This window comes from Nonomuraea sp. NPDC003754, assembly GCF_053605785.1.
Window position 1 is genome coordinate 1 of the sequence record NZ_JBSGJX010000034.1, and the last position, 13,582, is coordinate 13,582.

13 protein-coding genes are annotated in these 13,582 nt (G+C 71.8%); 6 read left to right on the forward strand and 7 right to left on the reverse strand.

The genetic code is table 11. From position 1 onward, the window contains the following. Positions 1-94: 94 nt before the first annotated feature. Both ACWEVS_RS32990 and ACWEVS_RS32995 read right to left on the reverse strand, forming a co-directional pair. Positions 95-565, reverse strand: coding sequence for a DUF3237 domain-containing protein (locus ACWEVS_RS32990; RefSeq protein ID WP_452414897.1), 471 nt, complete (start codon positions 563-565; stop codon positions 95-97). Then, a complete protein-coding gene (locus ACWEVS_RS32995) occupies positions 547-1,767 on the reverse strand; it encodes a flavin-dependent oxidoreductase (RefSeq protein WP_452554574.1) in 1,221 nt (406 codons plus the stop codon). The genes ACWEVS_RS32990 and ACWEVS_RS32995 overlap by 19 nt, the downstream gene beginning before the upstream one ends. Positions 1,768-1,849: 82 nt before the next feature. On the opposite strand from ACWEVS_RS32995, the gene ACWEVS_RS33000 reads away from it, so the two are divergent. Together ACWEVS_RS33000 and ACWEVS_RS33005 are read left to right on the forward strand one after the other, a co-directional pair. Next, complete coding sequence (locus ACWEVS_RS33000; protein WP_452554576.1) at positions 1,850-2,347, forward strand: MarR family winged helix-turn-helix transcriptional regulator; 498 nt, start codon at positions 1,850-1,852, stop codon at positions 2,345-2,347. A 138-nt stretch (positions 2,348-2,485) separates the two neighbouring features. Next, the gene (locus ACWEVS_RS33005) at positions 2,486-2,926 is read left to right on the forward strand and encodes a DUF4383 domain-containing protein (RefSeq protein WP_452414899.1); all 441 of its coding nucleotides are present in this window, start codon (positions 2,486-2,488) and stop codon (positions 2,924-2,926) included. A 25-nt stretch (positions 2,927-2,951) separates the two neighbouring features. Here the strand turns inward: ACWEVS_RS33005 and ACWEVS_RS33010 are convergent, their stop codons facing one another. Next, on the reverse strand, positions 2,952-4,151 hold the full coding sequence (locus ACWEVS_RS33010) for a M20 family metallopeptidase (RefSeq protein WP_452554578.1): 1,200 nt from the start codon (positions 4,149-4,151) through the stop codon (positions 2,952-2,954). 85 nt (positions 4,152-4,236) lie between these two features. Between ACWEVS_RS33010 and ACWEVS_RS33015 the strand changes: the two genes are divergently transcribed. The 4 genes from ACWEVS_RS33015 to ACWEVS_RS33030 all read left to right on the forward strand — a co-directional run bounded on the left by ACWEVS_RS33015 (position 4,237) and on the right by ACWEVS_RS33030 (position 7,801). Next, positions 4,237-4,695 (forward strand): Lrp/AsnC family transcriptional regulator, encoded by a 459-nt coding sequence (locus ACWEVS_RS33015; RefSeq protein WP_354908132.1) that lies wholly within the window; start codon positions 4,237-4,239, stop codon positions 4,693-4,695. 46 nt (positions 4,696-4,741) lie between these two features. Beyond that, entirely contained in the window at positions 4,742-5,887 is a 1,146-nt protein-coding gene (locus ACWEVS_RS33020; protein WP_452554580.1) for a hypothetical protein, read from the forward strand. 102 nt (positions 5,888-5,989) lie between these two features. Beyond that, entirely contained in the window at positions 5,990-6,850 is an 861-nt protein-coding gene (locus ACWEVS_RS33025; RefSeq protein ID WP_452554582.1) for an ACT domain-containing protein, read from the forward strand. A gap of 60 nt (positions 6,851-6,910) precedes the next feature. Beyond that, the gene (locus ACWEVS_RS33030; protein ID WP_354908127.1) at positions 6,911-7,801 is read left to right on the forward strand and encodes an NAD(P)-dependent oxidoreductase; all 891 of its coding nucleotides are present in this window, start codon (positions 6,911-6,913) and stop codon (positions 7,799-7,801) included. A gap of 14 nt (positions 7,802-7,815) precedes the next feature. Here the strand turns inward: ACWEVS_RS33030 and ACWEVS_RS33035 are convergent, their stop codons facing one another. From ACWEVS_RS33035 to egtD, 4 genes are all read right to left on the reverse strand, one after another. After that, positions 7,816-8,532, reverse strand: a complete 717-nt coding sequence (locus ACWEVS_RS33035) for a DUF4097 family beta strand repeat-containing protein (RefSeq protein ID WP_449918890.1) — start codon at positions 8,530-8,532, stop codon at positions 7,816-7,818. A gap of 241 nt (positions 8,533-8,773) precedes the next feature. Next, positions 8,774-10,489, reverse strand: coding sequence for an ABC transporter ATP-binding protein (locus tag ACWEVS_RS33040; RefSeq protein WP_452554585.1), 1,716 nt, complete (start codon positions 10,487-10,489; stop codon positions 8,774-8,776). Next, positions 10,486-12,201 carry an ABC transporter ATP-binding protein gene (locus ACWEVS_RS33045; protein WP_452554587.1) on the reverse strand — a complete coding sequence of 572 codons (1,716 nt, stop codon included), beginning with the start codon at positions 12,199-12,201 and terminating at the stop codon, positions 10,486-10,488. The genes ACWEVS_RS33040 and ACWEVS_RS33045 overlap by 4 nt, the downstream gene beginning before the upstream one ends. Before the next feature lie 387 nt (positions 12,202-12,588). After that, a complete protein-coding gene (gene egtD / locus ACWEVS_RS33050; protein WP_449918885.1) occupies positions 12,589-13,572 on the reverse strand; it encodes an L-histidine N(alpha)-methyltransferase in 984 nt (327 codons plus the stop codon). Between the last annotated feature and the right edge of the window lie 10 nt (positions 13,573-13,582).

A 13,582-nucleotide genomic window follows, 5' to 3' on the forward strand; every position in this document is an offset into this window, starting at 1 on the left:
CCCGCCTCTCCTCGGCCCCCCCGGGGTTTGCCCGGGGCCCGCCGCCGCTCGGCCGCGCGTCGCGGCCCGCTGATGGTGTCAACGGCGCCTCCTGTCAGCGCAGCGCGTAGGCGTCGTAGTGGACGGCCGTGGCCGCCCGCAGCCCGGACGCGACGGCGAGGGTGTGGTTGAGCCAGAGGTATCCGGGCGCGGCCGTCTCGAACCTGACCGCGAGCCGGAAGTAGTAGTCGGCCGGGTCGACGGGCTCTCCGCGGCCGAGCGCGGCGATCACCTCGGGCGGGCCGTGCCGTACGCCCGAGGTGAGGATGCAGATCAGCGCGCCGTCGTGGGTACGCAGGGTGTAGCGGGCGTCGATGGTGGCGCTGCCGTCGCCGTGCACCACCTGCCAGTCCGCTCCGCCGGGCAGGACGGTTCCGGCCATCCTGGGTCCGTCGAACGACCCGCCCAGCACGTCGATCACCCGCCGGTGCCCCCACGGCGTCTCGCCCAGGTCCTTGACCGCCGCCAGCTCGACCCGGAACCGGGCCAGCGGCTCCAGGCCCGGCCTTACCGGTTCGTCGAACATGTGTAGGAGGCGCGCTGGTTGAGGAGTTCGGGGTCGAAACCGGCCTTGCGCTTGTAGCCGGCGGCGATCTCGGCGAGCTCGGCCCGCGGGATGACCTGCTCGATGTCGGCGAAGCCGCCGGGGGCCCGCTCGTGGGCGAGCTTCATGACGACCTCGGGGCCCATCTCGCGGTTGGCCAGGCAGAGCGCGGTGGTCGGCGGGCGCCGGTCCCGCTCGTAGGCGGCCAGAGCCTGGTCGACGTCGCCGGTCCCGGCCAGGTGGAAGGCCAGCACCCGGGCGTCGAGGATGGCCTGGGAGGCTCCGTTCGACCCGATCGGGTACATGGCGTGGGCGGCGTCGCCGAGGAGGGTGACCCTGCCGTGGGTCCAGCGCGGCAGCGGGTCGCGGTCGACCATCGGATACTCGTAGATCGCCTCGGCGCCGGCGATCAGCCCGGGGACGTCCAGCCAGTCGAACCGCCACTCGGTGAAGTGCGACAGGACCTCTTCCGCCGGTACCCGCCTGTTCCAGTCGCCCCGGTCGGTCGCCTGTCCTGCGACGGGCCGCTCGGCGATCCAGTTGATCAGCTGCGGGTCGCCGTCCTTGATGGGGTAGGCGACGAACTTCCGCTCCCCGTCGCCCGCCATGATCATCGATCGGCCGGTGAGGAACGGCGGGGCGTGGGTGGTGCCGCGCCACAGCACGAGCCCGTTCCACGGCGGCGGACCCTCGTCCGGATACAGGTGCGCCCGCACGGTCGAGCGGATGCCGTCGGCCCCGACGAGCAGGTCGAACCCCAGCGTCGAGCCGTCGGCGAACCGCGCCTCCGCCTCGCCGAAACCGGTCAGCTCGCGCCCGGTGAGCACCGGCACGCCGCTCGCCTCGACCTCGCGCAGCAGCAGCATCTGCAGCTCGCCGCGATGGATCGAGTACTGCGGCCAGCGGTATCCGGCGGCCAGCCCGCGCGGCTCGCTCCAGATCAGGGAGCCGAAGCGGTTGTGGTAGGCGAGCTCGGCGGTGGCTCTGGCCCGCTGCTCGAGCTGCGGCGCGAGCCCCAGCTCGGTCAGCTCCCGTACGGCATGCGGGAGCAGGTTGATCCCGACCCCCAGGGGACGGAGCTCGGCCACGGACTCGGCCACGGTGATCTCGGTGAACCCGGCGGCGCGCAGGCTCAGCGCTGCCGCGAGGCCACCGATGCCCCCGCCGATGATGAGGATGCGCATCAGCTACTCCCGGAAATTGATTTGGCCAAAACTATTTTGGGCATAATCATCGGTGCGGGCAAGAGGGTGGGAGGATCGCCGGATGGAACGGCTGGACGTCTGGTACGAACGTCACGCGCGCGAACTCGTCGCCAAACTGCCCGTCGAGGTCGACACCTCGACCTTCGGGCTCGCCTACAACCTGCTGCACCTGTCGTACGTGCTCGTGGCCGACCTCGAATCGCGCATCCACCGGCCCCAGGGGTGGACGCTGCCCGGCTTCCGGCTCATGTTCAAGCTCTGGCTGCTGGGGCCGTCCAGGGTGAGCGACCTGGCCGACTTCTCGGCCATGACGCGCTCGGCGGTCTCCAACGCCGTCAACACCCTCGAGGCGGCGGGGCTGGTCGAGCGGCAGGCCGTACCGGATGACCGCCGGGCGGTGCTGGTGGCGCTCACGGAGGCGGGACGGCAGGCGGTGAGCGGCGCCTTCGAGGAACACAACCGGCGCGAGCGCGAATGGTTCGCCCCCCTGTCGGCGGAGCAGCGGGAACAGCTCGCCGACCTCATCCGCACGATCATCGCCAGCCGCCCCGACGCCTGACCGGCACCCGACGGCGCACCGACGCGGCCACCAGGCATCCATGCGCGGCACCGCTCCGAATGCCTGCGTGAAGGGCGCCGGCGGAGGACCTCGACGGCCCCCGCCGGCCCGGCGAACACGCGAACGGAGACGACTCACATGACCACCTCACACACCAGGACGGCACGCACACCCGTGCAACTGGCCGCGCTCATCGTCGGCGTGGCGTTCCTGCTGGTCGGCGCGCTCGGCTTCGTGCCGGGCATCACCGCGGGCTACGGCGGCCTGGCCGTCGCCGGCCACCACTCCGAGGCCATGCTCCTGGGCCTGTTCCAGGTGTCCGTCCTGCACAACGTCGTCCACCTGCTGTTCGGGGTCGCCGGCGTCGTGCTGGCCCGCACGTGGACCGGCGCCCGCGCGTACCTGATCGGCGGCGGCGCGGTCTACCTGCTGCTGTGGATCTACGGCATGGCAGTCGACCAGACAAGCCCGGCCAACTTCGTGCCGCTCAACACCGCCGACAACTGGCTGCACCTGCTCCTGGGCGTCGGCATGGTCGCCGCGGGCTACCTGCTGGGCCGCGCCAGGGCCTCCCGGTAGTTCCAGCAGGTCGGCCCCGGGGCCGTCATGCCAGCATGGCGCTCGCGTAGCGGGCGTACACGGCGGCGCAGCGGCGCATGGCGGCCTCCTCGACGTACTCGTCCGGCCCGTGGGAGACATCCAGGCGGCCCGGGCCGTAGCCGAAGGCGGGGATGCCGAGCTGGGCGTACCAGCGGGTCTCCAAAATGCCCGCGCACAGCTCGAACCGGGCCGGGGCACCCTCGACGTCGCCGACGACGCGGGCCAGCGTGGCGGCCGCGGGATGGTCCTGGCCGGTGCCGGCGGAGGGCTGCAGCTGGGTCGTGCGGACCGACACGGTGGCGCCGACCTCTTGCGCGGCGTCCTCGATGAGGGCGGTCAGCCGCCTGAGCTCGGCCTCCAGGTCCTCTTCGGGGTTGTAGCGGCCGTCGACGGTGAAGTAGGCCGTGCCGGGGACGACGTTGAAGTTAGCACCGCTGCCGGACGAGCCGCCGACGACGAGCATGCTGCCGGGAGCGTCGGCGGGGTTCAGCGGAAAGCCGGTGTGCCGTTCGGCCAGCTCGGCGGCGTAGCGCTCGACGGGGCGGGCGATGTGCAGCATGTGCTGGAAGGCGTTCACGCCGCGGTGGGCCTGTCCGACGTGGGCCTCGCGGCCCTGGATGTCGACGCGGACGGAGACGGCGCCGCGGGCGGCGTTCCAGATGCCGCCGCCGCTGGGCTCGGCGGTGAGCATGGCCAGCGCGGCCGGGTCGATCAGCCCCGCCGCGCGCAGGTGGCCGGCTCCGGCGACGCTGCCGGTCTCCTCGTCGCACACCAGGTGCAGCACGATCCGGCCGGCGCCGAGCAGGCCGAGATCCTTGGCGGCCGCGGCGCCGTAGAGCATGCTGACGATGCCGCCCTTCATGTCGGCCGTGCCGCGCCCGATGATCCTGCCGTCGCGGCGTACGGGCGTGAACTGCGCCCGGTCCTGGGCCGGCACCACGTCGAAGTGGCCGTGGAAGTAGACGAGCCTGTCACCGTCGCCGGCGGTGCCGCGCACGACGCACGGGTCCGCCGACCCGCCGGCCGGGTCGGCGACCGGGATGACCTCTGGCGCCAGGCCGAGGCGGTCCATCTCCTCGCGCAGGACCTCCGCGCAGCGACGCAGGGCGCGTCCGGGCGGGTTCTCGGAGTCGACGGCCACCAGGCGGCCGAGGAGGCTGGCCATGTCCTCGGCTCGGCGCTCCAGCCAGACCTCGATCGTCATGGCCTCCACCTTTCCCTCGGTCACGGGAAATTCTAGGTGGATATCCGCCTCATATGGTTGTCGATTATGACGATATGATCGGCAGATGAGCAATGAAGTGACCCTCGACGCGATCGATCGAGAAATATTGTTTCAGCTCCAGCAGGACGGCCGGTTGACCAACGTCGAGCTCGCCCGGCGCGTGGGGCTCACGCCGCCCCCCTGCCTGCGCCGCGTCAAACGCCTGGAGGAGGCGGGCGTCATCAGCGGCTACCGGGCGACCGTCAACCACGAGCTCCTCGGTGGCGGCCTCGAGGTCATCGTCTCCATCGAGGTCGGTGTGAGCGACCTCAAGACCCTGGAGGAGCTGGAGAGGACCATCGCCGCCTACGACGAGGTCGTCGAGTTCCGCCGGCTGTTCGCCACACCGGACTATCACCTGCGCGTCCTGGTCGCCGACTACGCGGCCTACGAGGCGTTCCAGACCGGAAAGATCATCGGCATTCCCGGCGTGGCCAGGGTGATCTCCCAGCCGACCATGAAGAAGATCAAGGTGCTCGACTGACCAGGCCCGCCGACCGGAAAGCACCCAGGCCTACGATCATGGTGTGATGGGACGCGCATTCGCTCTCGTGACCGTGGCCATGACCGCGGTGGCCTGCTCCACCCCGGTCGACACCGCCAGGGAGCGCCCACCCCGTCCCACCCCGGCCAGGAGCGTCACCTCCTCCGTCACCTATCTCGACGTCCGATGGGACGCGCTCAGCGCCCGCGCCATGGGCATGTCCGAGAAGGACGTCAAGAGCCGCATGTCAGGGTCGTTGGCCGACGTGGCGGCGATCACCCCCCGCGACGTGTGGGCGGTGGGCGCCCGTACCCCGAGCGACACCCGGCGATGGCACGAGGAGACCAGGGCCGTCGTCCTGCACTGGAACGGCAGCGGCTGGCGCCCCGTCAAGCCTCCGGCGGGCATGCGGTCCCCCGATCTGATCGCCGCCTCGTCGAGCGACAACGTCTGGGTGATCGAGAGCTACCGCCCCGGCGTTCACCGGTGGGACGGCCACACCTGGACCGACCTGGGCGCGCCACGCATCACCGACCCCGCCGTCCCGAAGGGGTTCTCGCTCGGGCTGGGCAGCGCGGTCGTGACCGGCCCGCGCGAGGCGTGGGTGGCGGGGAAGGCCTACGTCGACGACGAGGGGCCCGCGTACCCCTACCTGGCCAGGCGGACGGCTTCCGGCTGGTCGCAGGTGCCCACCCCCGGCGGCATGACGATCAGCCGGCTCGAGGCGCTGTCGCCGGACGACGTGTGGGCGGTGGGCGAGAAGGACGGCACGCTCGCCATCGCGCACTGGGACGGTCGCCGCTGGCGTCCGACCCCCACCCCGGTCGCTCCGACCCGGGGCGGGGACGTCGCCATCAGGGCGGTGTCGCGCGACGAGGTGTGGGCGACGGTCGCCTCCATCGCGCGGGTCATGCGGTGGGACGGCACGCGCTGGACGGTGCTGCCGCCTCCCCCGACCGGAAGCGCCTGCATGATCACCGGCGGCGGGCGCGGGAAGCTGTGGATGGTCGCCACGGAACACACCAGGGTCCAGCCGCGCATCTCCACGGTGTCCGCGGTCCTCCTGCGTTACGACGGCCGCAGCTGGAGCGTCGAGGACCTGCCCGCGAGCTACGCCAAGTGCCGCGGGGCGCTGGCGCGCGACCCGGACACCGGACGGCTGTTCTGGGCCGCCGACTTCACCGCGAAGTAGCGCGGCGGCCCGACATGTGGCGCCGGGCCGGTGCGAACGGCTTAATCCCGCGCAATCGCGCAGGTCACGGCGGCGTAACACAGCGCGGTGAGACTGGCCGGCATGAGCGATGCACCGAAGGCGACCCATCCGAACTCCGGACCCGACCGCCGGCACGACGCGCGCTCCTGGTGGCGGGAGATCCTTGAGGTGGCCGCGCTGTTCGTGGCGGTGGGCATGGCCCACCTGCTGGCCACCCTCCTCGGGCACACCGATCCTGGACCGGTGGTGCTGGTGGGCCTCGGCGGCGCCCTGATCGCCGGCTCGGCCGTGCACCGGCGCCTGAAGACCGGACGGCCGGCGACCGCGCGGCGTCGGTCCGCGCCCGCCCTGCCGCCTCCCGCCGACGACGACGGCGGCGCGATGACGCTGTGGCGGATCCGGATGCGCGTGGTCGAGCGTCCAGGCCGCCTGGGCGAGGTGGCGGGCGCGTTCGGCCGGTTGGGCTGCAACATCCTGGCGCTGCACATCGCCCCCACCGCCAGCACCGCGATCACGCCGTCCGGCGGCGACGCCCTCGACGAGTTCGTCGTCGAGGCGCCCACCCACCTGACGCCCGGCGTCCTGCACGCCGCGCTGTCCGAGGCGGGCGGCCTCGACGTGCTGGTCGTGCCCGCCCAGGTCAAGGACCTGATCGACCCCGGCATCCAGGCACTGACGATGGCGCAGCGGGTGCACGACGACCCCGGACGGCTCCCGCAGGCCATGGCGGAACTGCTCAGGGCCACGCGGGTCGAGTGGCGCCGGCCGGGCGAGACCCTCGCCGACGACGGCGAGCTGACCAGCACGATGGTGATCTCCGTACACCCCGGACGGGCCCTGCTGCTCAAGCGGCCCGGCCTGCCCTTCACCCCCACCGAGGCGGCCCGAGCCGCCGCCCTGGCCGCCGCCGCCAGAGGCGCCCGCTACTGCGGCACCACCTGAGCGCGCGAGGGCGCACGACCGTTCAAGACGAGGGCCGCCGCCTGGCGGTACAACCTGCGTATGGACGTAGGTTTCCTCGGCCTGGGACTGATGGGCGAGCCGATGGCGGTCAACCTGGCCCGGGCGGGCACGCCTTTGGTGGTGTGGAGCCGTTCCTCGGCCAGGTGCGACTCGGCGCGCGCGGCCGGCGCGCGGCAGGCGGCCAGCCCCGACGAGGTGTTCGGCCGGGCACGCGTGGTCATCCTGATGCTGGCGAACGAGGACGCGCTCGACGCCGTGCTGGAGCGCGGCACACCCGGCTTCGCGGCGAAGGTCGCCGGGCACGTCGTCGTGCCCATGGGGACGACCGCGCCGGCCTATTCGGCGGCGCTGGAGCAGGACGTGCGCGCCGCGGGCGGCGCCTACGTCGAGGCGCCCGTCTCAGGGTCGCGGGTGCCGGCCGAGGCCGGGCAGCTCGTGGGCATGCTCGCCGGGGAGCCCGCGGCGGTGCGGGAGGTACGGCCGCTGCTCGGGCCGATGTGCCGGGAGACAGTGGTGTGCGGCGCCGTCCCTTCGGCGTTGCTGATGAAGCTCGCGGTCAACCTCTTCCTCCTCACGATGGTCGGCGGCCTGGTGGAGGCCACGCACTTCGCCGCCAGGAACGGCCTGGACATGGACGTGTTCCGTCACGTGCTCGACTCCGGGCCCATGGCCAGCGCCGTCTCCAGGATCAAGGCGGCGAAGCTGGTCGAGCGTGACTTCAGCCCGCAGGCGGCGATCGCGGACGTCCTCAACAACAACCGGCTCATCGTGGATGCGGCCCGCGACTCCCGGACCGCCTCGCCGCTGCTGGACGTCTGCCTTGCCCTGTTCGGCGAGACCCAGGCGCTGGGACACGGCGCGGCGGACATGGCCGCGGTGGTCCACGCCTTCGAGGCCAGGACGGCCCGGCTCACGGGCGACGAGGCCTGATCGCGTCCCTCACGTCACTGGCCGGCTGGTCGCTGCTCCACGGCCAGGTCCCCGGAGCCGCTGGACAGCTCGATCGTGCGCTCGGCCGAGGGAACGCCGGCGACCTTGATGTCCTTGTCGCCGGAGTCCGTCGTGGCCACGATGTTGTACGGCCCCTGCGGCACGTGGATCACGGTCTGGCCGGAATCCGCGGTGGTCGTGACCCGAGCGGGCCGCCCGGCGAAGGCCAGTTCCGTATCGCCCGAGTCGGTTCTCGTGACCACCCGCCCGTCCGTCAGCCCGGTGGCCTCGATCGCCCCGGAGTCGGTGACGGCTTCCACGTCACCCGACAGGTTCTTCAGCGTCAGCTTCCCCGAGTCGGAAACCACCTTGACGCGGAGTCCCCTGGGCACCTCCACCTCGTAGCTCACGTCGCAGGACGTGCCCATGGCGCCCCACCCCCACGTGTTGGGACAGGTGAACGTCAGCTCCAGCGTGTCACCCCGCGTCCGGTGACGGGTCTGCGGCTTGTTCTTGTACCAGCTCAGCCGCTCCGTCACGCGGATGCCCCGACGGTTCGACTGGACCACGTCGACGGTCCCGGAGTCGACTTCGACGTGCAGCGCCGCCACCTCGTCGGTGACGTCGTACGAGACGGCGGCCTCATCCAGCGAGACACTGGTGCCGCACCCGGTCGACACCGCCACGAGCCCGAGAAGGCCCGCGATCACCGCCGCTCTCCGCATCGTCATGATGTCCCGTTCTGCGTGGTCCAGCCGTGCCGGACTCGGGTGATCCCCGGAGTCCCCGGGGGGGACCCCTGCCTGGGCTGCTTCCTGCCGTGAGACCGCCGACGAAACCGGTCGCGCAGAAGACTCTAGAACCCCTTGTGAGCGACGGCATTGCCGCTGGCCCGCCCCTCGTCGGTAGTGCCAGCCCCACCCTTGGGGGAAGTCCCCGAGACGGTCGCGCCGCCGCCGGCCGACTACCGGCTCATTCGCTCCCTGCCGGAGTCATGGACAGTTCCCAGAAATCGGCGTAGCGGCCGCCGTGGCGCAGCAGCTCGTCGTGGGTGCCTTCCTCCACGATCCGGCCGCCGTCCAGGAAGACGACCCGGTCGGCGCGCCGGACGGTCCGCATCCGGTGCGCCACCATCACCACCGTCCGGCCCGCCATCAGGCGCTCGACACCCTCGTGGACGGCCGCCTCGTTCACCGGGTCCAGTGCCGAGGTCACCTCGTCCAGCAGCACGATGGGCGCGTTCTTCAGCAGCGCTCGCGCGATCGAGACACGCTGGCGCTCACCACCCGACAGCAGTGCGCCGCCCTCGCCCACGTTCGTCGCCCATCCGCCGGGCAGTCGCTCGACCACCTCGTCCAGCCGCGCCGCGGTCGCCGCCGCCCGCACCTCGGCGTCGTCGGCGTCGGGACGGCCGAGCCGTACGTTCTCCTCGATCGTGCCGTCGAAGAGATAGACGTCCTGGAAGACGATGGCGATCTGCGCCATCAACACCTCGGTGTCGATCGCGCGCACGTCCACACCGCCCACGCGCACCGCGCCCGCGTCCACGTCGTAGAACCGCGCGATCAACTGCAGCAGGGTGCTCTTGCCCGCACCCGACGGACCGACGACGGCGAGCCGCTGTCCCTCCGGCACGGACAACGACACCTCGTCGATCACGGTGCGCCCGCCGTGACGGAAGGCGACGGAGTCGAACCGCAGGTCATGGCGTTCCGGCCGGACCGGTTCGGGGGCTTCCGGCAGCGGCTCGGTGCGCAACACCGTGTCGAGCCTCGCCAGTTCGGAACGCGCGCCGCGGATTTTGCCACCGATGTCCGACAGCGACAGCAGCGGATCCGCGCAGCGGGCGGCCAGCACCAGGATCGCCAGGATCTCCGCCGCGCCGATGTTCCCGCCGAGGGCGAGGTAGGCGCCCAGGACCAGCAACACGGTGAACATCGCCTGCACCGTGAGCGTCAGGCCCAAGAGGCCGGGCAGCGCCGTCAGAAGGGTACGGCGGGACGCGCGCTGCAGCTCGCGCAGCGAGTCGTCGAGCAACCGGAAGCGTTCGACGGTCCGGCCGCCGGCGCGCAGCACCGGCTGGGCCTGCAGATATTCGATGACCCGCCCGGTGGCCTCGTGGTCGCGTTCGGCGCGCTCGGCGTCGGTGGCGGCCATCGAGCGTCCCGTCCAGACCTGGATCGCCGCCACGACCGGTACGGCGACCAGCGCGGCCAGCCCCATCTGCCAGTTGAAGGCGAGCATCACGACAACGATCGTCACGGGAGTCACGCTGGCGGAGACGAACGGTGCCAGCAGGTGCGCGATCGCGCTCATCGCCTGCAGGACGCCGCTGCTGGCCATGACGGACACCTGCCCGACGCGGCCCGCGCTGTACCAGCCGATGGGCAGGCGAGCCAGATGATCGCCGAGCCGGTGATACATGCCATGCAACAGCGTGGTCCCGGCGCGGAATCCGGACAGGTCGCTGACATAGCGCAGCACCGCGTAGACCGCGACCGCGGCCCCGAACGCGATCAGCCAGGGCCGCGCGTCTGCGGGGCTGCTCCCGAACAGTGCCCGCAGCACCGGAACCAGCAGCGCGTAGGACAAACCCTCGACCACCGCGGTCGTCGTCATCAGGGCCACGGTGCGACGCACCGGCCGGGCGTACTCCTGTCCCAGCACGCGCAACAGCATGCGGATCATCGGGTCTCGTCTCCTTGCGGTACGACGTGGGTTTCGAGGTCGCCGGCGACCGCCGACCGCTGGGTTCGCCAGAACGCGGCGAACTTCCCGTTCTGTGCCAGCAGCTCGGCGGGCCTGCCGCGCTCGACGATCGACCCGTTCTCCAGCATCACGACGGTGTCGGCGTCGGCGATCGTCTCCAGGCGATGGGCGATGACCAGGATCGTCCGATCGCCTTCCAGCGTCGAAAGGGCCCGGCGCACCGCCAGCTCTGTCTGCGGGTCGGCGAAGGCGGTCGCCTCGTCGAGCACCAGAACAGGCGCGTCGGCGAGCAGTGCACGGGCGATCGAGATCCGCTGCGCCTCGCCACCCGACAGTCCGGTGTCGTCGCCGATCACCGTCTCGTATCCGCGCGGCAGCTCGAGGATCCGATCATGGATGTTCGCCTGCCGGGCGGCGCGAACCACGTCGTCGAGGTCGGCATGCGGTACCGCCAGCGCGATGTTGTCGGCGACCGACGCGCGCAGCAGGCGAACGTCCTGGAAGACGAAGGAGACCGTCCGGTACAGCTCCCGGCTGCCGAGCTCGCGCAGATCGACACCGCCCAGGGCGACCGAACCGTGGGTCGGGTCGAAGAAGCGCGGCAGCAGCTGGACCAGCGTGGACTTCCCGCTTCCCGACGGCCCGACGAGCGCGGTGACCGTCCCCGGCTCGAGCACCAGGTCGATCCCGCGCAGCACCTCGTGATCGGTTTCGTAACCGAAGCGGACGTCACGCAGTTCCACCCGGTGACCCTGTGGCGCGACCGGGTGGGCGGGCTCCGGTAGCGACGGCACCGCGAGCACGTCCCGGATCCTTCCGACCGCGCGCCGGGCGGCCTGCAGGTCGTCGAAGCCGTGGCCGAGAGCCGCCACCGGAGCGGTCAGCCCCAGTCCCAGCAGCAGGAAGGGCAGCAGGTCGGCCGGGGCCATGCCGCCGGTCGTGATCAGAGCCGCACCGCCGATCAGCACGACCAGCAGCACGAACGGCGGCGACAGCGCCACCTGCATCCCCGCGGCGATCCCGGAGAGACCGCGCACCATCCGGTAGAAGATGTCGACGAAATCGTCCGTGGCCGTGCGGAACTTACGGTGGGCGCGCCCGGATCCGCCGAACGCCTTGACCACCGCGATGCCCTGCACGAACTCGACGACCGCGCTCGAGATCCGCCCCATGGCCTCGTCGAACTGCTTCTGCTCGCGCAGCCGGACCGGGGTCATCATCAGAGGGACCAGCGCCACCGCCAGCGCCACCGGGATCAGCGTGATCAGCGTGAGCCGCCAGTCGACGGTGAACAGGTAGACCAGCGACACCAGCGGCACCACGAACGCGGAGATCAGCTCGCCGGGGGTGTGGGCGATGAACGGGTGCACGGCACTCACGTCCTCCCCCACGACCTTGGCCAGCTCGCCCGTCCGGCGCCGGGAGAACCAGCCGATCGGCACGCGTCCCAGCCGCGCGGCCAGTCGCCGGCGGAACGACAGTTGCACCTGGCCGTCGAGGACATGTCCGATCCCGGACGACGCGGCCGTGAACAGCAGCCGGACGAACAAGCCGGCCGCGCCCGCGACCACGACGAACCAGACATGACCGTGATCGATCGGGCCGGGCGACAACAGCGCCCGGCCCAACTCGACGACCGCCAGCAGCGGCGCCAGACCCGCGGCAGCGCCGACCACCTGCAGGATCACCACGGCGGCGAAACTCCGGAGGTGAGGGCGCAGCAGCCCCGCCATGCTCTGTCCGGCCGGGGAGCGGGCATCCGGGGGTGGTGGGGACTGCTCTCTTCCTTGGGCAAGGGCGGCGGTGGTCATCGCTCTCCCGCCTTCGTCAGTCCCGTCGCGACCGCGGCTGTCCCTGCTGGGGCTCTCATGACCGACAATCGTCGTCCGGCCGCGGTTCGGAGTCGTCCCACAGGCGGAGTCATCTTCCGGGATCAGCGATCAGCCGGACTACGACGCAGGGAGTAGTCGCACCGTCCGCCTCGCACGCGAACGCGGCGACGAGCAGTCTTCACCCGGACGGTGGCGGCGGTCCTGCCCGCGGCGCCCGGCGGGGGAGACACCGGACGCCCCCTGTGCTCAGGCCTGTGCCAGGACCAGGGTGAAGTCCCCGGAGGGATCGGTGTAGCGGCGGCGCACCTCGAACCCGGCGGCGGCCAGTTCCCTGCGCAGGCCCTCCGGCCGGAACTTGGCGCTGATCTCGGTACGCATCTGCTCGCCCTCGACGAAGTCCACGGTCAGGCCTAGCCCGCCGATCCGCACCCGCATGTCACGGCTCGCCCGCAGCCGCATCTCGATCCAGTCGTGGCGCGCGTCGTACAGCGCCACGTGCGCGAACGCCTCCGGTTCGAAGTCCGCCTCCAGCTCCCGGTTGATCACGTGCAGGACGTTCCTGTTGAAGGCGGCCGTCACCCCGGCCGCGTCGTCGTAGGCCGCCACCAGCCGTCCGGTGTCCTTCACCAGGTCGGCCCCGAGCAGGAAGGTGTCGCCTGGGCGGAGCGTGGCCCGCAGTTCCTTCATGAACACCTCGCGCGCGGCCGGTTCGAGGTTGCCGATCGTGCCGCCGAGGAAGGCCACCATCCGCCGCCCGGTGCGGGGCAGCAACGCCAGATGGCGTTCGAAGTCGGCGCACACGGCGCGCACGTCCAGGCCGGGGAAGCGCTCGGCCAGCCGCCGCGCGGCCGCGGCGAGAGTGACCGCGTCCACGTCCACCGGCGTGTAGGTGCGCAGCGTGCCGGCCGCCTCGAGCGCCTCCAGCAGCAGAACGGTCTTCTCGCTGGTGCCCGAGCCCAGCTCGACCAGCGTGTCCGCGCCGCTGGCCGCGGCGAGCTCGGCCGCCCGCGCCCGCAGGATGGCCAGCTCGCGCCGGGTCGGGTAGTACTCGGGCAGCCGGGTGATCCGGGAGAACAGCTCGCTGCCCGCGGCGTCGTAGAACCACTTGGGCGGCAGCCACTTGGGCGACGACGTCAGGCCGGCCCTGACGTCGTGCTCGAGCGCCTGGCGCAGGTAGTCGCGGTCGAGATGGTTGATCACGCGGTGGAAGGTCGGCCGGCTGACGAACACGGGGCCTCCT